Source organism: Micromonospora pisi (genome assembly GCF_003633685.1).
Classification (GTDB): Bacteria; Actinomycetota; Actinomycetes; order Mycobacteriales; family Micromonosporaceae; genus Micromonospora_G; species Micromonospora_G pisi.
Genome location: NZ_RBKT01000001.1, coordinates 2,086,100 through 2,103,644 on the forward strand (window position 1 = coordinate 2,086,100; position 17,545 = coordinate 2,103,644).

Here is a 17,545-nt window from a genome sequence, read left to right on the forward strand (position 1 = left end):
GGCGATCACTGCCGGCGTACGTCCTGCGCGGTCTGCTGGGCCTGTCCGCGCAGGTCCTCGCCGGCTGACCGGGCCTGGTCGCGCAGGGCACCAGCGTTCCCGGTGGCCTTCGACCGTACCGCCCCGACCGCTTCGCTCGCCGGACCGCGCAGGTTCTCCTGCGCCTGCCGAGCCACACCGGTCGCCTGCTGCTTCAGCTGGTCGGAGTGCGCCGACGCCTGGTCGCGGAGCTGGCCCGCGAGCCGCTGCTCCCGCTGGCTCGCCGGCAGCAGCGACGAGGCGAGGACGCCCAGGCCGAACGCGACGAGACCGACCGCGAGCGGATGCCCCTGTGCCTGCTGCTGGGCCTCGTGTCCCATACCGCGCATCCGGTCGCCGGCAGCCGAGGTGGCGGCCGAGGTGGCCGCCGACATCCGGTCCTGCGCGTTCGACAAACGCGCCTGCCCGACGTCCATGCCGTGCATCGAGGCGTCACGGGCGTGCATCGAGGCGTCGCGGGCGTGCGAGGCGGATCCCATGATGTTCTCCTTGAGCTTCTGCCAGGTGCCCCGGGCCCGGTCGGCCCGCACCCGGACGGCCCGGCGCGGGTTCATCTTGTCGGAGAGGGCGTCCAGGTTGCGGCCCAGGTCGTCCTGCGTCTCCTCGATGCTGGCGCGGATCTGCGCCGGGTCCATGCTGCTCATTGCTCTCCCCCCGATCGGTGGTCCGTCCGTCCCTTGACCGCGTCCGGTATCCGCTTCACGGTGCCGGATGTCTGTGGCAGGCCGGCCAGGCCGCGCATCCGCTGCCGTGCCATGGTGACCAGGACGGCCGCGATGAATCCCCAGACCGCCGCGACGATCAACGCGGACCAGCCCTCGTCGATGACGTTCGACAGCCCCCACCACATCGCGTACGACAGGAAGAGCAGCACCATGAACCCGCCGAGCGCGGCGCCACCGAACATGCCGGCGACCTTGACCGCACTGCGTACCTCGGCCCGTACCTCGGCGCGGGCGAGTTCGAGCTCCTGACGGACCAGGATGGTGGTGTCCCGGGTGATCGCGCCGAGCAGCTCGCCGATCGAGGCCTGTCCCGGGTCGCGTTCCTGTTCCCGGGTGGCGCCCGGTCCGGTCGTCGCGGCACTCATGGCCGGGTCCCGCCGGGACGTGGGTCGGCCTCCGGTCCTCCGCCCGGGTCGGCCTCCTCGTCGGCGGTTCCGCGGCCGGCGTCGGTGTACGACGCGCCCGGCGCGCTCGACGCGGTCGGTCGGAACTCGGGCATCGCACCGGGCCGGACGTTCCGGCGATGGCCGTCACCCTCGTGGTGTCCGTCACCGCCGTCCGGTGAGCCGCCACCGCCGGACATGACACCGCCGCCCCCGGCGCCGCTCATGCTGCGCCCGAGGCGGCCGGCGAGCACCCCGGCGACCGCCGCGCCGGCGAGGAAGACACCCGGGTTACGGCGGGCGTAGTCGCGGATTTCCTTCAGCACCGCGCCTGGTTCCCGCTGGTCGAGCCAGTGCGCGGCCTGGTGGACGCGGCCGGCGGCATGACGTACGAGGTCGGTGGCGGGGCCCGGTTGGTCGGTTCGCTCCGACATGGTCCGCAACTGGTCCCCGAGCGCCCGCAGGCCGTCGGCCGCCCGTTGCTGCTGGGCCCCGGCCTGCTCCCGGAGTTGGGACGTTGCCTGTCCCATCAACTGCCGGGCCTGCTGGCTCGCTTCGTGGGCGACGTCTCGCCCCTGGTCGGCGGCGCCGTGTGCCAGCGCGCCGCCGGCCTGGGAAACCTTCTGGCCGGTCTGCGCGGCACCCTGCTTCGCCGCCTGCGTCCTGGTTGCCCGGCCGTCGCCGGCGCTTACGTCCTGCGTCATCAAGGCCCCCCACGGTGCCGCGACCCCTCGACGGGATTGTCGAATGGTGGTGGCTACCCGCTGTCGGGTCTCTCAGTCCCCGATCCGGTTGAGGAGTTCGCGCATCAGCGCCAGTTCACCAGGGGTGAGCCCGGCGGGATCCTGGTCGAGAGCGGCGAGCAACGCGATCGCCGGGGTGGCCCGGGGTCGCTCGTCCGTCCCGGGCTCCGGTGTCCGCGTCGGTGTCAGTACGGAGTCGAGGATCGCGTCGCGGACCCGTACGGAGAGCCGGGTGTCCCGCCGCTGCCCGGGTTGGGTGATCAGGCTGAGTGTGACGCCGACGTTCGCGGCCAGGATCTGGGCGGCGGCCTCGACCGGTGGCACTCGCAGCAGCCCTCGCCGGGCGGCCTCGTCCAGGAGTCTGACCAGCATGTCGGTGGCGGGACCGGTGATCGCACAGGGTCGACCCGGCTCGACGTTGCCGTAGAGCAGGGCGTAGAAATTCGGGTGTTCGAGGCCGAACGCGACGTGCCGGTCCCAACCGTCACGGAGGTCCCGCGCCGGGTCGTCGGAGAGTTCGGGGGAGCCGGCGGACGAGACGTACTGGGTGAAGCCGTGGTGGATCACGGCGTCGATGAGCCCCTGCTTGCTGCCGAAGTGGTGGTAGAGCGTGGGCGCGGTCACCCCGGCGAGGTCGCAGATCGCCCGGGTGGAGAAGGAGCGGTCGCCTCCTTCCAGCAACTGCGCGGCGGCGAGCAGCAGCCGGTCCCGGGCCGGTGCGGGATCGTCGACCGGCGACGTCGCGTCAGGTTGCATGGCGCTACATTAACCCGCCTAGCGGTCCCGCCGGTGCTCGCGGCCACTGTCCCGGCCGGACTGTCGATCGGCGCGCACGGAGATTGGCCGAGCAGCCCGAGGGTATGTAGGTCGCAGCGCCGCCACGACGCGACAGCCGACCAGGAGGTACACCGGGAATGTTCGTCTTCTTCTCGAACCGGCTCGGCTGCCTCGGCTCGATCCTGGTGTCACTGGCGCTGACCGCGCTGCTCATCCTGGTGGTCTCGCTGATCTTCTGAGCAGAACGCCGCCTGACCTCACCCGTAGGTGCGCTTGAGGCCGTGAGTCAGGCGTCGGGCTCCCCGGGCGAGCAGGAAGAGCATCAGACCGATGATGCCGGCGGTCAACAGCGACCAGTTGTCGCCCAGCACCACCCGGACGAGGCTGAAGAGAACAAGCCCGATGAAGGTGACGAACAGTACCGCCCGGATCAGGACAAAGGCCGCGACGGCGGAGGCGACGCGGCTGCGGGAAATGGAGCCGTCGCCCGTACCCGATCGGGTTCTCAGCACCGTGACCACGATGGCGATGGCGGCGAGCTGGGCAACCGCGCCGCCGACGGCGAACGGGAGCCCGGGCAACTCACCGGCCGCGAGCATCGCCGCTCCCCCGGCGGTGAAGCCGGTGAGGAGCACCACCACGACGATCCCGGCCAGGACGGTGCGGACCGCACCGCGTCGGGACGAGGCGGGGTCGGACAGAGGCGTACGGTCGTCACCGGCGTCCACAGGCGCGCTCTCCTCCATCAGCTCTTGATGTTCCAGTCGAGGGTCTTCCCACCATCGTGGACCCGTCCGTTGGAGATGTCCGACACCAGCGTCGGCCAGTGCCCGTCCGGCAGACCGTCACTGTTGTGCAGACGCTGGTCCAGGTCCCGCATCTGGGTCCAGAGCGTGGTCAGGTAGGTGATGGACATGGTGACGACGGCGGTGGTCAGGGCGATGGCCTTGGCGGTGGAGGCACCGGCGGCAGCCGCCGCCGCGGGCGCGGTGACGACGCCGAGCGCCGCTGCCGCCGCCGCGATCAGCTCGACGATGTACGGGGCGAGCACGGCGGCGATGGCGAGCCAGAAGGCGATCACACCGCCGGCCACCTTCCAGAGGGCGTCGTCCAGGTCGTCGGTGGCCGCCTTGATCGCGGCGAGGGCCTTCACCTGGAGGGGCAGCAGTCCGTTGTAGGCGGTGGCGGCGGTCCCGGTCCAGTAGTCGTCGGTGACGAGCTGCCCGGCGTCGACCTTCGAGACGAGTTCGTGGACCGGGCCGCCGACCTGCTGGGTCCAGGTCTGGCCGTGCGAGTAGAGGGTCCAGGGCACACCCCAGCGGGTGAAGAACTTGCCGACCTCGGAAAAGAACTTCGTCACCAGCTCGCCGAACCTGCGCAACAGGTCCAACGCACCCTGGGCCAGCGGTCCGAGGAAGCGGAGACCGTCGTTGACCCGGTCGATGATGTCGTTGGCGAGCTTCTCGATCCGACGGATCCCATCGTCGAGAGTGTGGATCAGGTCGTTGAACTCCGACTCGGACAGTGGCAGACCGTGCCCCACCGCGCTCCCCTTCAGTAGATGTTGTCGAGCCGGTGTACGGCGTTGGCCTCGTCCCGCTCGTACCCGTCGGCCGCGCTGCGCAGCCCGGAGGCGAGCGTGTCGAAGGTGACGGCCCCCTCCCCGAGCAGCCGGACGATCCGGTCCTGAAGCTGCTGGTAGAGCTCCACCAGCCCCACCTTGTCGCCGATGTAGGAGAAGTGCAGGCCACCGAGGTCCAGCCGGGCGCCCACCGCGGCGGCGTCCCGCAGTACGTCGGCGGATTCGTCCCAGACCGCCGCGTCCTTGCGCAGCGCCTCGATCGACGCCTTCAGTTTCTGCTCACCAGGTGGCGCCATGTCAGTCTTCCCCTCGGGGTTGTCTCGTGGCCAGGCCGAGGTCGGCGAGAAGCTGCGCCGGGTCGGCGGTCATCCGGTCGAGCTCCTGGAACGGCCACGAGCCCTTGAACGACGTACGCCGGCGCTCCGAGTCCTGGTAGGCGGCCTGGACGGCGGCGGTGACCGTGCGGCCGACCCGGTCGTCGTCGGTGGCGGCGAGCCACTGCGGGTCCAGTTGTACAGCGGCGAGTCGGCCACCGGTCAGCGTCACGCGTACCCGATTCTCGGCGTCACCGCTGGTCACACTCTCCCGGGCGTGCCGCTCGGCCTCGACGGCCACCTCATCGAGCCGGGCGAACGAGTCCTTGAGTACGTAGAACAGGCCCCGGGCGAAAGTGGTCGACGAGTCGTCCATCGGCGCAGCGGAGTCGACCACGAGGGCGGTGGAATGGTCCGATGGCAGATCGGGTGCGGCTCGGTTGTCGAGGACGGCCGCCCAGGTCTCGGCCGCGCGAAGGGCCGCCTCGTCAGCGGCTTCCACGATCGCGTTCCCCAGTTCGCCGGAGGCGAGGTTCCGACGCCACCCAGGAAGCAGCTCGATCGCGGCCACCCGACCTTCCGGGCCGAGCGTGACGCGTACGGCTTCCCGGGAGTCCCGGGCGGACGACTCGGCCGTCTCCCGCTGCCCCGCCGCGAGCCGCTGGTTCAGCTCCTCCGCCATCCGGCGAAGCTCCTCCAACTCGGCGAACTCGTCGAGCGTCTCACTCATGCAACAGCCCTCGCCGATCAGATCATCTCCGGTGCGCCCAACCTAGCGTCATGGTGCCCACCCCGCTGCCCCCGGTCGCCGTCGCCAGGGGCGGTCCCACCACTACGGATCGTCTCTCCTCGCTCCACGGATAAGCGCCCGTGTATCCGAGTCTGGACTCGATCCTGGTCGGCGCGTTAGCCTCGGCCACCATGACCAGTGCAAACGAGCCGGTTCTCCGGGAACCACCGGTGGCGGGCGACGAGACAGCCACCCTCCTGGGCTCCCTGGAACGCCAGCGAGCGACCCTGGCGTGGAAGTGCGGCGGGCTGGACGCGGCCGGTATGAGAGTGACGATCGGCGCCTCGTCGATCACCCTGGGCGGTCTGCTCAAGCACCTGGCCGCCGTCGAGGCGATCACGTTCTCGTGGAAGCTGCTCGGCGCCGATCCGGGTTCTCCGTGGAACGCGGTCGACTGGGAGAACGACCCCGACTGGCCGTGGCATTCGGCCGCCGAGGACTCCCCCGAAGAACTCTTCGCGCTCTGGCAGGACGCCGTGACCCGCGCCCGCGCGATGGTGCGGCAGGCACTGGCCGACGGTGGCCTGGACCATCCCGGCACGATCACCACCTCGGACGGCGAGTCACCCAGCCTGCGGCGTCTCCTGATCGACATGATCGAGGAGTACGCCCGACACGTCGGCCACGCCGACCTCATCCGCGAGTCGGTGGACGGGCTCACCGGTGAGGATCCACCGGCCTGACGCCCCATGATGTCAGGGTCCTCTCCATAATGGCGAGAATGGACATCATGCCCGGGGTTGGCGTCGAAGCCGTGAAGATCGGTGATCCACGCAGCGATGTTGAGCGGAGGCTCGGGCCTCCGGCCCACGCCGGCAAGCGTCCTCGCGCCGTCTACGACTCGGTGGACCCGATGCTCGTCGTCACCTACGACGAGGACGACATCGTCGAACTTGTCGAGATCGGCTACGGCGTCGACAACCAGGTCTACTTCGACGGGGTGCAACTCACCTACCGGTTCATGGACGAGGTGATGGCCGACCTGGCAGCCAAGGGCCAGTTGGGCACCCCGTCCGACATCGGGTTCGACCTGCGAGCCGGCTTCGCCATCTACTCGATGGACTCGTTGACGGCCCAGGACCTGGATCCGGACGCGCCCGAGGACGACCCGCGCCGCGTCGTCGAGGGCGTATCGGTCGCGCCCTACGCGTACTTCACCGCCGATCCGCCGCCGTTGGACGGGACCGACGAGGAACTCGATGCCTGGCTGCGGAAGCGAGGGATGCTGCCGGCGGAGTCGTGACCGCCGAGCGGGTCGGTGGCTAACCCAACCGCGCCTTGGTGGAGCGGCACCCGCAGCCTCGCCGATCTCCGTTGCTCCTGCTGCGCGGCGAGCGGTCAGGCACGGAACGCGTCGAGCACCATGATCGCGTACCGGCGCCAGACGTTTGGGTCGTTTTCCCGCAGCACGATCAGCTGACGGACCGCGCCACAGAGGATGACCCGCACGTCCCGTACGGTCGCGTCGGGCCGTACCTGGCCGGAACCGGCGGCGTTTTGCAGTAACAGGCCGATGAGGTCGAGCAGCTTTCCTGCCGACGGTATGCGTGCCTCGAAGAAGGCGGTCGCCAGGCCACGGTTGCGGGCCAGTTCGTCGAAGAGAGCCAGGACGTATTCGTTCAGGCCACGGTACGCGTCCGGCGCGGCCAACGCCTGCCGTGCCCCAGCTTCCAGCCGGTTGAAATGCTCGCCGGCAACGGCCGCGACGAGGTCCTCCTTGGTCGGATAGCTGCGATAGACGGTGGCGCGTCCGACGCCCGCCCGGGCGGCGACCTGGGGCACTGTCACCCCGAGGCCGTGCTCTGCGAACAACTCCTGGGCCGCGGCGACAACCTGTTCCTGGTTACGGCGGGCGTCGGAGCGCCGGTGCGTGCGGGCAGCGCTGGAGGGTCGCGGCTCTGTCACCGCATCAGCGTCCCACACCACCACTGGCGCTCAGGCCGTCTCGGCGTCGAGCTTGGTCAACGTCTCTTCGCCATAGACCTGGGTCACCGGCACCTGAAGCACGGTGCTGACCCGACCGAAGGTCCAGTAGTAGCCGGCGACCTGGATGACCTCGACGATCTCACGGTCGCTGAGGTGCTCGCGGGCCTCGGCGAACAGCTCGTCGCTCACCGTCGGCCGCTGCGCGATGTCGGCGGTGAAGCGCATGACCAGGCTGTCGTACGCGGAGAGGCTCGGATCGGTCAGCCGGCGCTCTTTGATGAGCCGGCGGGTCTCGTCGCTGACGCCGGCCGCTCGGGCGATCGGCACGTGCTGAGCGGTCACGAAACCGCAGTCGGTGTACTCGGCGGTGGTAAGGATGACCAGTTCTCGCGTACGTTCGGGCAGTTCGAGCCCGGTGAACAGGGTTCGGGCGAACTGGATGAACGGCTTCACCGTGCCGGTCGACTGGGTGAGCATCTTGACCTGCGGGTCGGGCGGCAGTGCGCTGAGGAAGGTGCTGACCTCCGGGGGGATGGTCGCCGGGTCCGGATCCGGCAGCCGTGGCCCTTCCGAGGGGGACTTATCCCCGATTTCGACGCCCGTCTCGCCGAGCTCGGCGAAGCGGCCGTCCGGCGCGAACCGACCGAACACGACGACCTCCTTTTGGGCAGTCGTGCCGTCGTTCATCGTAATCCGGTAGCGGTGCCGCTCCGCGTACTGGTCGCCGTCGACCACCTCGTCGAGCACGGTGACCGTGCCGCCACGGATCTGACCGCGGACGGCGATGACCATCTGACGGAACGCCGCCCGGTCCATCTCCCGGCCCTCGGCCCGGTGGACGTAGCCGGGGGCGTAGTACCTGTCGAGTGCCGTCTCAAGGTCCTCGGTCGGATAGAGGGCCACGGCGCGGAGAGCGTCGCTGATGCGTACGTGTGCCATGTGACATCTCCTGTAAGTGGACTCGCGTGTCCGCTAAACCGTAGCGGACACGCGAGTCCGCTTGCCAGTACGCTGCCTCACAGCCCGGCTTGATCGACATCGTCGGCGATGTCAGGGACACCTTCCATAAAGTCAGGTGAGCTTGACTAGATGGAAGGGTCACGTTACCTTCGTTCCATGGTGAAGCAGGCACAGCAGGATCAAGTGGCACGCGCGGCCCGCCGCGCCGCTCTCATCGACGGCCTACCGGTGGTCACGCTGGGCTGGGTGGCCCTGGCGCTCGGCAGCAGCCCGGACCAAAGCGCCACCCAGAAGGCGTGGTGGATTGCCGCTACCGGCGCGTTCGCGCTCACCATGGCATGGGTTCTGCTGCGGGCGTTCCGCCGTGCCGACGAGTATCTACGCAAGATCCAGTTGGAGAGCATGGCCATAGCGTTCGCGGTGGTCCTCGTGGCGCTACAAGTGGCCGCTGTGCTCGATTCCGCAGGCATCATCCAGCTCCATCAGCTCACGCAGCTGATCATCATCGGCGGCATGGCGATCTGGTATGTGACCGCGGACCTGCGCACCCGCTTCAACCGATGAACGCACCACACCGATGAAGAACCGACTACGCGAACTGCGAGCAGCCCACCGGTGGAGCCAGGCCGACCTGGCCGACCGGTGCAAGGTCTCGCGACAGGCCATCAACGCCATCGAAACCGAACGGTACGACCCCAGCCTGCCCCTGGCCTTCACCATCGCCGACATCTTCGGTCGGACCATCGAGGAGATCTTCCTGCCCGACCGGGCGGACACGACGAACGACCCGGGCCCATCCGGAGAGGACAGCTCGCGAGATCAGGCTTCGAACCGCCCGGATACGCGAGCCGTATCGGACTGACATTCGTCTGCGACTCAGGGACGGCCTGCTTCGGGTCGAACTGATTGCGTCGGCATGGGGCTCAGCTCTCCCCCGCCGGGCGTCGCTGGGCCGCCAGGGTTCCCATCTCCTCGGCTCGCGCCGACCTGCTGCCGGCCGCCGGCGGTAGCGGTGAGTCCTTTGCGGACGGTAGCCTTTATCGATGTTGCAATATGCCGCTGGAAGCGAAGGCACGCTCGCAATCACTCCACAATGGCAAGAGCTCATCGTCGGGGCTGTGGCGTTCTCGCTGGTGTGCTTCGTGTTGATGAAATTCGTCTTTCCCCGGATGGAGCAGATGCTCCAGGCGAGAACCGAGGCGATCGAGGGCGGCATCAAACGCGCGGAGGCCACCCGGTCCGAGGCGGGTCAGCTGCTGGAGCAGTACCGTGCCCAGATAGCCGAGGCGCGGGACGAGGCCAGGCGGATCCGCGACGACGCTCGAGTCGACGCCGAGCGGATCCGGCAGAGCGCGCTGGCCGACGCGCAGGTGGAGGTGGAACGGGCCGTATCGGCCGCCAGGGAGTTGCTGGCTGGGGAGCGGCAGGCGGTCGCCCGGGAACTACGCGCCGAGGTCGGCGCGCTCGCGGTCGAACTGGCGGGCACGATCGTGGGTGAGTCACTGGCCGAGGAAGCTCGGCGCGCCTGCACGGTCGAGCGGTTCCTCGCCGAACGCGAGGCCGTCTCAACGTCCTGACGGGTCCGCTCTTGGCGAGAGCGGCGGTAAGCCGCCGACAGCCGGCGGGACGGCCACGCCCGCTGGTCGACTCGACCGATACTGTCGCGACGTGGCTGACCCCATCGATCTGAGTCTCGACCGAGCAACTGCCGAGGATCTTCGCGACGCCCTCCACGACCTGGGTGAGCACCTGGCCGCCGGCCGCCAGATCCCTCCGATGCCCGGCGCAACCAACTCCCGGCTCGGGGCTTTGCTCCGCGACCTCGATGTACGGCTAGGAGGGCCGGGCAGGTTCTCGTAGCTCGGACACCCAGCCGGACCGGTTCGGAAGCAGACGGGGCCGGCCCCGCCGCCGTTCAGAGCCATGATCAGGACTGTGCCCTGGAGGGCGACGGACGAGTCGACCTGTACGCCGGATTCTGTGCCCGGTGGCACCGTTGCCGGTGTCACCAGCGGCGGCCATCCATCTCGGCCTACCGTCGCCGGCAGGCTCTAGCGGCCTACCCGCAGACATCGGGCGGGCAGCCCTCAAGCGTCTGCGCGGGCCGTCACCTCGCGGTGATGGCCCTGTCTTGGCCTTGCTCCGGGCGGGGTTTACCTAGCCACCCCGGTCACCCGGGGTGCTGGTGGGCTCTTACCCCACCGTTTCACCCTTACCTGGCGTCACCTGCCGAGCCTGTTGGCTCGGCTGGATCGGCCGGCGGTTTGTTTTCTGTGGCACTGTCCCGCGGGTCGCCCCGGGTTGCCGTTAACAACCGCCCTGCCCTGTGGAGTCCGGACGTTCCTCGGCGGCGGGCTTTCACCCGCCGACGCGACCGCCCGGTCGACTCGTCCGTCGCCCGGCAAGTCTACTTGTCGACACCGTCACAGAGTCGCCGGGAGTAACGCCGTCCCGACCTGGCCGCTGACTACTCTCAGCAGCGATGGATCTCCTCGATGCGGGCCTGCTGCTCGCCGCCGGGCTCGCCGCGGGCACCATCAACGCGGTTGCCGGTGGCGGGTCGTTGATCACGTTTCCGGCACTGATCGCGATCGGTATGCCGCCGATTCAGGCTAACGTAACCAATTCCGTATCGGTTTGTCCGGGTTATCTGGCGGCGGTCGCCGGCAGCAAGGACGATCTTCCCGACCGCAGCCGGGTCCTGCCGTTGATCCCCACGGCGGCGCTCGGCGCCACCGCCGGTGGCCTGCTGCTGCTGAACACCTCCGAAGACGCGTTCAAGATCGTCATTCCGGTTCTGGTGCTCGGCGCGACGGCCGTACTCGCGTTTCAGGATCGATTGCGCCGGCTGGTCGGTCATCCGGCGGATCTCAGCCCGCGCCGCCGTACCCTCACCCTCCAGGGCATGGTCGCGCTCGGTTCGGTGTACGGGGGCTACTTCGGCGCCGCCCTCGGCGTGATGTTGGTCGCCGGTCTCGCCCTGGTGCTGGACGAAAAACTGGCCCGGGTCAGCGCGCTCAAGAACGTGATCTCGGCGGTCGTCGGGCTGACCACCATCGTCATCTTCTCCGCCTTCGGGCCGGTGGACTGGGCGGCGGTGGCTATCGTGGCGCCGGCGACCCTGGTCGGGGGCTATTTTGGTGCCCGGCTGGCCCGCCAACTACCGCCGGCCGTACTCAAAGGCGTGATTGTCGCCTTCGGTACGACCATCGGCGTTCTGCTCATCTAGGGTCTGGGGACCAGTCCGCACGGGGAGACAACGCATGATCACTGTTGGCAGGCTCGCGCCGGAGGATCGCGCCGACTGGGAAGCCCTGTTCCGGGCGTACGTCGACTTCTACCAGCGTGAGCTTCCACCGGAGATGTACGACAGGGCGTGGAACGCGTTCCAGGACGACACCCGGATGCACGCGCTCGGCGCGAAGATCGACGGCAAGTTGGTGGGGATCGCGCACTTCCTCATCCACGCCAACACCTCGGCACCGGACGTCTGCCATCTCCAGGACCTTTTCACCGCCCCGGAGGCGCGTGGCCGGGGCGTGGCCAGGGCGTTGATCGCGGCGGTGACCGAGTGGGCGCGTGAGCAGGAGTGTTGCCGGGTCTACTGGTCGACCCAGGAGACCAACATCATCGCGCGGCGCCTCTACGACCAGGTCGCGATCAACCGAGGCTTCATCCTCTACCAGATCAACCTCTAGTCACCCCGCGCCTCACAGCGCAAGGAAGGGCCCCTTGTTAACGCATAGCGCTCGGGTTCTGGGGATCGTTGCAACGCCTGAGTGTTTCAGGGGTTGCAGTGTTCGAGAGCCGTTCGGATCGTCGGTCGCAGGGTCGTAAGCAACTCCGTGCCGAACGTCAGGCATATTTGGATCTTGTGGCGCGGGGTGTGGGTACGAGTGAGGCGTGTCGCCTGGTGGGGGTCAACCGGAGGACCGGTCACCGCTGGCGGTATGGCAGGGAAAGCCAGACGAAGGCCGGGTGGCAGAGCGATCGAGGCTCCGCCGTCCGGCCTTCGTCTGGGTCGGCCCGCTACTTGTCGCAGGACGAGAGGATCGTGATCGCGGACCGGCTTCGTGAGGGTGCGTCGCAGGCGGCGATCGCGGTGGAGTTGGGGCGTCCGGCCTGCACGATCAGCCGGGAGATACGCCGTAATCGTCATCCGGGTAGTGGTGTTTACCGGCCCTACGCCGCGCAGGAGCGTGCTGACAGTCGGCGTCCACGTCCGAAGCCCGGCAAGATCGCCGCCCACCCCGAGCTACGCGCCCTGGTGCAGGGAAGGCTGGATCTCAGACACAGTCCCGAGCAGATCAGCCGTCGGCTCCGCAGGGACTTCCCCGAGCGAAGCGAGTTGCACGTGTCTCACGAGACGATTTACCAGGCGCTCTACGTCCAGGGCCGTGGCGAGTTACGCCGAGAACTCACCGCGGCCCTGCGGACCGGACGCGCCGTGCGCCGACCCCGCCGGCAGCCAGGGCAACGTCAGACCCGCTTCGTCGCACCGATGCTCATGATCAGTGACCGGCCGGCCGAGGTCGAGGACCGGGCCGTGCCCGGACACTGGGAAGGCGACCTGATCATCGGCAAGGACAGTGCCTCCGCGATCGGCACCCTCGTCGAACGCGCCACCCGCTACGTCCTGCTCGTGCACCTGGGCCACGACCGGACCGCCGACCACGTCCGCGACGGCCTACTCGCCACGATGAACACCCTGCCCACCCACCTGAAACGCTCCCTGACCTGGGACCAGGGCGGCGAGATGGCACTACACCACGAGTTCACCATGGCCACCGACATGCCGGTCTACTTCTGTGACCCGCACTCACCCTGGCAACGCGGCTCGAACGAGAACACCAACGGACTACTCCGCCAGTACTTCCCCAAAGGCACCGACCTGTCCACCCACAGCCCGGAACACCTCGCCGCCGTCGCCGCCGAACTCAACGGCCGACCACGCAAAACGCTCGGCTGGGACACCCCAGCCGAGCGTCTCGCTAAGCTCCTAGCCGTCACCGGCTAGCCATCGTGTTGCAACGACCCCTGGAATCCGCCGCGTTAACAAGGGGCCCTTCCTTTCACGCGACCGGTTCGGTGGGGACGTCGTCGGAGGCGCGGCGGGGGGTGGGGGTGGAAACCGGGACGGGGACGAGGCGGGGGTCGCCCTCGTCGGCAAAGTAGTCGTCGCGGTTGGTGCCGTCCGGCCCCTCGGCGACCTTCGCCGCCCGCAGGATCAGTGTGAAGATGACGGCGACCAGCAGGTTGACCGCCACCGCCACCAGGCCGACGTAGATCGTCTTCGGGGTGTCGAGGCCGAACTTCTCCAGCGCGAAGGCGCTGCCGCCGAAGTGTTCGCGCTTCGTGGCCGGGTTCGGGATCTGGTAGAGCATCCACATGCCGAGCCCCATGCCGGCGGCCCAGCCGGCGATCAGGGCGCCCCGGTGGAACCAGCGGGTGTAGAGCCCGAGTGCGACCGCCGGCAACGTCTGAAGGATGATCACGCCGCCGATGAGTTGCAGGTCGATGGAGAACTGCGGGTCGAGGAAGACGATGCAGGCGACCGCTCCGACCTTCACCACCAGCGAGGCGATCTTCGAGACGTTCGCTTCCTGGGCGGCGGTGGCGTCCCGCTTCAGATACTCCTTGTAGATGTTGCGGGTGAAGAGATTGGCCGCGGCGATCGACATGATGGCCGCCGGGACCAGTGCGCCGATGCCGATCGCGGCGAACGCGATGCCGGCGAACCAGCTCGGGAACTGCTGTTCGAACAGGAGCGGGACCACGGTGTTGTTGTCGACGCTGCCCTCGGTGGCACCGGGCAGCGGCTTCACGTTCGCGGCGATCGCCATGTAGCCGAGCAGCGCGATCAACCCGAGCAGCAGGCTGTAGGCCGGCAGCGCGGACATGTTCCGTTTGATCACGTCCCGGTTCTTGCTGGCCAGGACCCCGGTGATGCTGTGCGGGTAGAGGAAGAGCGCCAGCGCCGAGCCGAGGGCCAGGGTGATGTACTGGAGCTGGTTGTTCTGGTTGAGCAGGATGCCGTCGCCGGGTGAGGGGCTCGCGTCGAACTTGGCGTCCGCCGCGTCGAAGATCTCCCCCCAACCCCCCAACTTGTACGGCAGGTAGATGACCGCCACCAGGATCACGATGTAGATCAGCGTGTCCTTGACGAACGCGATCAGCGCGGGTGCCCGCAGTCCGGACTGGTACGTGTACGCGGCGAGGATGGCGAACGCGATGATGATCGGCAGGTGCCGGGCGACGGTGCTCTCCCCGGTCACGCCCATCGTCTTGAGCACCGCCTCGATGCCGACCAGTTGCAGCGCGATGTACGGCATGGTCGCCGCGATGCCGGTGATGGCGATCAGCAGGGCGAGCGTCGGTGAGCCGAAGCGCTGCCGGACGAAGTCGGCCGGGGTGACGAAGCCGTGCCGGTGCGAGACCGACCAGAGCCGGACCAGCAGCAGGAAGACCAACGGATAGATGATCACGGTGTACGGCACGGCGAAGAAGCCGGCCGCCCCCGCTCCGAACAGCAGCGCCGGTACGGCGACGAAGGTGTACGCGGTGTAGAGGTCGCCACCGACCAGGAACCAGGTGATCCAGCCGCCGAAGCTGCGCCCGCCCAGCCCCCACTCGTCCAGGTGCGCCATGTCCTTCGGGGCCCGCCACCGGGCGGCCACGAATCCCATCGCGCTGACCAGCAGGAAAAGCAGCGTGAAGACGATGATCTCAGTGAGATGGTCGCGCCACATGTGGTTCACCCCCGCCGCTTCGTCATCTGGTAGACCAGCGTCGTGCTGGCCACCCCGAGCAGGACGAAGGCAAGTTGCAGCCAGTAGAAGACCGGGAAGCCGAACAGTCGCGGCGAGTCCTGGTTGAAGAACGCGGTGACCAGCGGCACCACGATCGGTACGAAGAGCAGCCAGTTCCACGGGCTACGGTCGCCCGCCTTCGACTCCGCGACGGGTGTCGGGGTAGCGGCGGTGACGGTACCGGCCGGATCCGGTGGGTCCGCCGTACCGGGATTGGCCGATTCTGGTTCGCTCATCGCACACCTCCACCAGCGTCGTGATCTCGTACGCGGGCGGAGGTTATCGAGGCTGTGACCGCCGTCACGTGCCCGAAACGGACGCTATGCGCCGAACGGCGAGCACGCTGCGCCGAACGGCCACTGGAAGGGCCTGCTGGCAGCCCGTACTCAGTCGAGCATGTTCCACACGGTGGCATGGATCTCCCACGCACCGTCCCTCGGGCGGAGAAACTTGATCAGGACGAGACGGTCGTTACCCGTACGCACGCAGAAGCGGCTGTTCTGGTCGAACTTCGCGGTGTTCACGCCGTAGCTCTGGAGCAGATTGGCGCAGTCGCTCGCCGTCGGGTCACCGGCATCGGTCCACCGCGCCACGTTCTTCCTGCTCGCCCTGAAGGTGACCAGTTGATTGCTCGACCCGTCGTAAATATCCATCTCCGGGCCCGGGTCGTCGTTGGACGGCGGCGTGACGTCGAAGTCGATGCCGCTGTTGTCGAACAGCAGGGTGTTGCTCCAGACGGGAGCGTCGGCGGATGTGTTCGGGATCGCCGCCGAGGTGGTGGCCGGTGCCGACTTGCCAGACTGGGCAGCGGGTGGGGTCGCCCGCTCCGGCTCCGATTGCCCGACCTGGTAGAGGAAGGTCAGGCCAGCCACGACAGCGGTGAGCAGAGCAGCCACAGCGCCCATGACCGCCACGATGATCTGCCATGTGGGTGTCTTGGGTGGCTGATCGGGCGGTGGTGTGAGATTCACGCAATCACCCTCTCCTCGCTACGGCGGTAACGGCCTGAATTTTGGCACGACCCATCGAACGGCAACGACCGCGCGGCCAGGTGGGGCCGCGCGGTCGTCGATGCCGTGTCGGGGCTGGCGGCGAGGTCCAGCCCCGCGACCGGTCAGAAGGTCCAGAGGCCGAGCGAGAGGGCCTTGGTCAGCGACGCGTTGTCGTCGTCGCCGTCGAGCGACCAGATCATCGCCCCGCCCAGTCCCTCCTTGCGGATGTAGAGCGACTTCTGGAGCAGCACGGCCGGGTCGTCGTACGTCCAGAGGGTGGTGCCGTCAAAAAGCCAGGCGTGTCCGGCACGCAGGTCCCGGTGCAGCGTGTAGCCGTTGCCGACCAGGTTCTTCAGCACCTTGTAGTCCTCGTACCCGGCTTCGAAGGTGGCCGGCGCCGGGCCGGTGGCGGGTCCGAAGAGCCCGTTGCCGCCGGTGGTGATCCCGGTCCAACCCCGGCCGTAGTACGGGACACCCAGCACCAGCTTGCGGGACGGCGCTCCCCGGTCACGCCAGGCGTCGATGGCGACCTCGACGGAGAAGTCGGGGTTGTCCGGGGCGCCGGCCGGCACCCGCAGCGCGGACTGCTGGTTGGCGCGCGCGTCCCAGCCGCCGTGGAAGTCGTAACCCTGCACTGTGGCGAAGTCGAGGTACTTGAAGATTTTCTGGCCCTCGAAGCCGGCGTCGATGGTGGACGGGGCGGCCGGCAGGAACGCGGTCAGCTGGTAGTGCTCCCGCTTCTTCTTGCCGTACGCGTCGAGCTGCTTGCGGAACTCGGCGAGCAGCAAGGTGAAGTTCTGCTTGTCGTCCGGGCGGATCACGTTGCCCGGCTCACCGGCCGAACCCGGCCATTCCCAGTCCAGGTCGATGCCGTCGAACACGCCGGCCGCGGTGCCGGGGGCGGTGCCCGGCAGGTTGCCCTTGAGGTAGAGGTCGATGCAGGAGGAGACGAACGCCTTGCGGGAGGCGTCGGTCGCGGCGGCGTTGGAGAAGTACGTCGACCAGGACCAGCCGCCCAGCGAGATCAGCACCTTCAGGTCGCGGTGCTTCGCCTTGAGCTTGGCGAGCTGGTTGAAGTTGCCGTTGAGCGCCTGTCCGGGCGCGTCGGCGACCCCGTCCACGCTCTCCTCGGCGGGGACCGGCCGCTGGTAGTCGGCCCACGGGTCACCCTCGCCCGGTCCGCCGTCGAGGTAGCACCTTCCGTCCTCGCTGACGTTGCCGAAGGCGTAGTTGACGTGGGTGAGCCGGGCGGCGGCACCGGAGGTGTCGAGCTTCTTCACCGGGAACGCCCGGCCGTAGATGCCCCACTGGGTGAAGTAGCCGACCTTGTAGTAGCCGTCGGAGCCGCCCCGGTGGCCGGTGGTGGCGTTGGCGGCGGTCGGTGGCGCGACGGTGAGCAGTACGGACGCGGTGGCGATCAGGACGCCGAGTCGACGGGTGAGACGGTTATTCATCCACACTCCTTGAGGAGCTACGATCTGTAAGGAAACCTTGCAGATCGATGA

22 protein-coding genes and 1 other RNA gene are annotated in these 17,545 nt (G+C 68.5%); 8 read left to right on the forward strand and 15 right to left on the reverse strand.

The features are described 5' to 3' along the window. Positions 1-5: 5 nt before the first annotated feature. The 8 genes from BDK92_RS08190 to BDK92_RS08225 form a co-directional block, all read right to left on the reverse strand. The gene (locus tag BDK92_RS08190; protein ID WP_121156101.1) at positions 6-683 is read right to left on the reverse strand and encodes a DUF3618 domain-containing protein; all 678 of its coding nucleotides are present in this window, start codon (positions 681-683) and stop codon (positions 6-8) included. After that, a complete protein-coding gene (locus tag BDK92_RS08195) occupies positions 680-1,129 on the reverse strand; it encodes a phage holin family protein (protein ID WP_121156103.1) in 450 nt (149 codons plus the stop codon). Before BDK92_RS08195 ends, BDK92_RS08190 begins: the two co-directional genes overlap by 4 nt. Continuing rightward, positions 1,126-1,851 (reverse strand): hypothetical protein, encoded by a 726-nt coding sequence (locus BDK92_RS08200; protein ID WP_121156105.1) that lies wholly within the window; start codon positions 1,849-1,851, stop codon positions 1,126-1,128. The genes BDK92_RS08195 and BDK92_RS08200 overlap by 4 nt, the downstream gene beginning before the upstream one ends. A gap of 72 nt (positions 1,852-1,923) precedes the next feature. Beyond that, complete coding sequence (locus BDK92_RS08205; RefSeq protein WP_121156107.1) at positions 1,924-2,646, reverse strand: TetR/AcrR family transcriptional regulator; 723 nt, start codon at positions 2,644-2,646, stop codon at positions 1,924-1,926. 278 nt (positions 2,647-2,924) lie between these two features. Then, positions 2,925-3,413: a hypothetical protein gene (locus BDK92_RS08210; protein WP_121156109.1), complete on the reverse strand. Its 489-nt coding sequence runs from the start codon at positions 3,411-3,413 to the stop codon at positions 2,925-2,927. Further along, entirely contained in the window at positions 3,413-4,210 is a 798-nt protein-coding gene (locus BDK92_RS08215; RefSeq protein ID WP_121156111.1) for a hypothetical protein, read from the reverse strand. The genes BDK92_RS08210 and BDK92_RS08215 overlap by 1 nt, the downstream gene beginning before the upstream one ends. A gap of 11 nt (positions 4,211-4,221) precedes the next feature. After that, entirely contained in the window at positions 4,222-4,545 is a 324-nt protein-coding gene (locus BDK92_RS08220; protein ID WP_121156113.1) for a hypothetical protein, read from the reverse strand. A gap of 1 nt (position 4,546) precedes the next feature. Further along, a complete protein-coding gene (locus BDK92_RS08225) occupies positions 4,547-5,293 on the reverse strand; it encodes a YbaB/EbfC family nucleoid-associated protein (protein WP_121156115.1) in 747 nt (248 codons plus the stop codon). A 191-nt stretch (positions 5,294-5,484) separates the two neighbouring features. Here BDK92_RS08225 and BDK92_RS08230 point away from each other — a divergent pair, with 191 nt between their 5' ends. Then, positions 5,485-6,036 (forward strand): DinB family protein, encoded by a 552-nt coding sequence (locus tag BDK92_RS08230; protein ID WP_121161813.1) that lies wholly within the window; start codon positions 5,485-5,487, stop codon positions 6,034-6,036. A gap of 38 nt (positions 6,037-6,074) precedes the next feature. Continuing rightward, the gene (locus tag BDK92_RS08235; RefSeq protein ID WP_121156117.1) at positions 6,075-6,596 is read left to right on the forward strand and encodes a hypothetical protein; all 522 of its coding nucleotides are present in this window, start codon (positions 6,075-6,077) and stop codon (positions 6,594-6,596) included. A 95-nt stretch (positions 6,597-6,691) separates the two neighbouring features. Here the strand turns inward: BDK92_RS08235 and BDK92_RS08240 are convergent, their stop codons facing one another. Together BDK92_RS08240 and BDK92_RS08245 are read right to left on the reverse strand one after the other, a co-directional pair. Beyond that, positions 6,692-7,258: a TetR/AcrR family transcriptional regulator gene (locus BDK92_RS08240; protein WP_121161814.1), complete on the reverse strand. Its 567-nt coding sequence runs from the start codon at positions 7,256-7,258 to the stop codon at positions 6,692-6,694. A gap of 30 nt (positions 7,259-7,288) precedes the next feature. After that, on the reverse strand, positions 7,289-8,218 hold the full coding sequence (locus BDK92_RS08245; protein ID WP_121156119.1) for a carboxymuconolactone decarboxylase family protein: 930 nt from the start codon (positions 8,216-8,218) through the stop codon (positions 7,289-7,291). Positions 8,219-8,395: 177 nt separating this feature from the next. On the opposite strand from BDK92_RS08245, the gene BDK92_RS08250 reads away from it, so the two are divergent. From BDK92_RS08250 to atpF, 3 genes are all read left to right on the forward strand, one after another. After that, positions 8,396-8,803, forward strand: coding sequence for a hypothetical protein (locus BDK92_RS08250; RefSeq protein ID WP_121156121.1), 408 nt, complete (start codon positions 8,396-8,398; stop codon positions 8,801-8,803). Between the two features lie 13 nt (positions 8,804-8,816). Beyond that, complete coding sequence (locus BDK92_RS08255) at positions 8,817-9,101, forward strand: helix-turn-helix transcriptional regulator (protein WP_121156123.1); 285 nt, start codon at positions 8,817-8,819, stop codon at positions 9,099-9,101. A gap of 181 nt (positions 9,102-9,282) precedes the next feature. Next, positions 9,283-9,816 (forward strand): F0F1 ATP synthase subunit B, encoded by a 534-nt coding sequence (gene atpF, locus BDK92_RS08260; RefSeq protein WP_121156124.1) that lies wholly within the window; start codon positions 9,283-9,285, stop codon positions 9,814-9,816. 374 nt (positions 9,817-10,190) lie between these two features. Here the strand turns inward: atpF and rnpB are convergent. After that, positions 10,191-10,629, reverse strand: an RNA gene (rnpB, locus tag BDK92_RS08270) — RNase P RNA component class A. Between the two features lie 92 nt (positions 10,630-10,721). Between rnpB and BDK92_RS08275 the strand changes: the two genes are divergently transcribed. The 3 genes from BDK92_RS08275 (at position 10,722) to BDK92_RS08285 (ending at position 13,256) form a co-directional block, all read left to right on the forward strand. Next, entirely contained in the window at positions 10,722-11,468 is a 747-nt protein-coding gene (locus BDK92_RS08275; protein ID WP_121156128.1) for a sulfite exporter TauE/SafE family protein, read from the forward strand. A gap of 34 nt (positions 11,469-11,502) precedes the next feature. Then, entirely contained in the window at positions 11,503-11,937 is a 435-nt protein-coding gene (locus BDK92_RS08280) for a GNAT family N-acetyltransferase (RefSeq protein WP_121156130.1), read from the forward strand. Between the two features lie 167 nt (positions 11,938-12,104). Further along, positions 12,105-13,256 (forward strand): IS30 family transposase, encoded by a 1,152-nt coding sequence (locus tag BDK92_RS08285; protein WP_425462297.1) that lies wholly within the window; start codon positions 12,105-12,107, stop codon positions 13,254-13,256. Positions 13,257-13,311: 55 nt separating this feature from the next. Here BDK92_RS08285 and mctP read toward each other — a convergent pair whose 3' ends face one another. The 4 genes from mctP to BDK92_RS08305 form a co-directional block, all read right to left on the reverse strand. Next, on the reverse strand, positions 13,312-14,988 hold the full coding sequence (mctP, locus tag BDK92_RS08290; RefSeq protein WP_246016895.1) for a monocarboxylate uptake permease MctP: 1,677 nt from the start codon (positions 14,986-14,988) through the stop codon (positions 13,312-13,314). Positions 14,989-14,993: 5 nt separating this feature from the next. After that, positions 14,994-15,284 carry a DUF3311 domain-containing protein gene (locus tag BDK92_RS41100; protein ID WP_121156135.1) on the reverse strand — a complete coding sequence of 97 codons (291 nt, stop codon included), beginning with the start codon at positions 15,282-15,284 and terminating at the stop codon, positions 14,994-14,996. 150 nt (positions 15,285-15,434) lie between these two features. Continuing rightward, positions 15,435-15,953 (reverse strand): hypothetical protein, encoded by a 519-nt coding sequence (locus BDK92_RS08300; protein ID WP_147456938.1) that lies wholly within the window; start codon positions 15,951-15,953, stop codon positions 15,435-15,437. 209 nt (positions 15,954-16,162) lie between these two features. Next, on the reverse strand, positions 16,163-17,494 hold the full coding sequence (locus BDK92_RS08305) for a glycoside hydrolase family 18 protein (protein WP_121156139.1): 1,332 nt from the start codon (positions 17,492-17,494) through the stop codon (positions 16,163-16,165). Positions 17,495-17,545: the final 51 nt, after the last annotated feature.

What these genes read in the sequence shown, in the direction of transcription:
- BDK92_RS08235 (WP_121156117.1), top strand. Translation starts at nt 6,075, where the DNA reads ATGGACATCATGCCCGGGGTTGGCGTCGAAGCCGTGAAGATCGGTGAT.
- BDK92_RS08205 (WP_121156107.1), bottom strand. Translation starts at nt 2,646, where the DNA reads ATGCAACCTGACGCGACGTCGCCGGTCGACGATCCCGCACCGGCCCGG.
- BDK92_RS08220 (WP_121156113.1), bottom strand. Translation starts at nt 4,545, where the DNA reads ATGGCGCCACCTGGTGAGCAGAAACTGAAGGCGTCGATCGAGGCGCTG.
- BDK92_RS41100 (WP_121156135.1), bottom strand. Translation starts at nt 15,284, where the DNA reads ATGAGCGAACCAGAATCGGCCAATCCCGGTACGGCGGACCCACCGGAT.
- BDK92_RS08190 (WP_121156101.1), bottom strand. Translation starts at nt 683, where the DNA reads ATGAGCAGCATGGACCCGGCGCAGATCCGCGCCAGCATCGAGGAGACG.
- BDK92_RS08230 (WP_121161813.1), top strand. Translation starts at nt 5,485, where the DNA reads ATGACCAGTGCAAACGAGCCGGTTCTCCGGGAACCACCGGTGGCGGGC.
- BDK92_RS08200 (WP_121156105.1), bottom strand. Translation starts at nt 1,851, where the DNA reads ATGACGCAGGACGTAAGCGCCGGCGACGGCCGGGCAACCAGGACGCAG.
- atpF (WP_121156124.1), top strand. Translation starts at nt 9,283, where the DNA reads ATGTTGCAATATGCCGCTGGAAGCGAAGGCACGCTCGCAATCACTCCA.
- BDK92_RS08210 (WP_121156109.1), bottom strand. Translation starts at nt 3,413, where the DNA reads ATGGAGGAGAGCGCGCCTGTGGACGCCGGTGACGACCGTACGCCTCTG.
- mctP (WP_246016895.1), bottom strand. Translation starts at nt 14,988, where the DNA reads ATGTGGCGCGACCATCTCACTGAGATCATCGTCTTCACGCTGCTTTTC.
- BDK92_RS08280 (WP_121156130.1), top strand. Translation starts at nt 11,503, where the DNA reads ATGATCACTGTTGGCAGGCTCGCGCCGGAGGATCGCGCCGACTGGGAA.
- BDK92_RS08225 (WP_121156115.1), bottom strand. Translation starts at nt 5,293, where the DNA reads ATGAGTGAGACGCTCGACGAGTTCGCCGAGTTGGAGGAGCTTCGCCGG.
- BDK92_RS08300 (WP_147456938.1), bottom strand. Translation starts at nt 15,953, where the DNA reads ATGGGCGCTGTGGCTGCTCTGCTCACCGCTGTCGTGGCTGGCCTGACC.
- BDK92_RS08250 (WP_121156121.1), top strand. Translation starts at nt 8,396, where the DNA reads ATGGTGAAGCAGGCACAGCAGGATCAAGTGGCACGCGCGGCCCGCCGC.
- BDK92_RS08275 (WP_121156128.1), top strand. Translation starts at nt 10,722, where the DNA reads ATGGATCTCCTCGATGCGGGCCTGCTGCTCGCCGCCGGGCTCGCCGCG.
- BDK92_RS08305 (WP_121156139.1), bottom strand. Translation starts at nt 17,494, where the DNA reads ATGAATAACCGTCTCACCCGTCGACTCGGCGTCCTGATCGCCACCGCG.
- BDK92_RS08245 (WP_121156119.1), bottom strand. Translation starts at nt 8,218, where the DNA reads ATGGCACACGTACGCATCAGCGACGCTCTCCGCGCCGTGGCCCTCTAT.
- BDK92_RS08195 (WP_121156103.1), bottom strand. Translation starts at nt 1,129, where the DNA reads ATGAGTGCCGCGACGACCGGACCGGGCGCCACCCGGGAACAGGAACGC.
- BDK92_RS08255 (WP_121156123.1), top strand. Translation starts at nt 8,817, where the DNA reads ATGAAGAACCGACTACGCGAACTGCGAGCAGCCCACCGGTGGAGCCAG.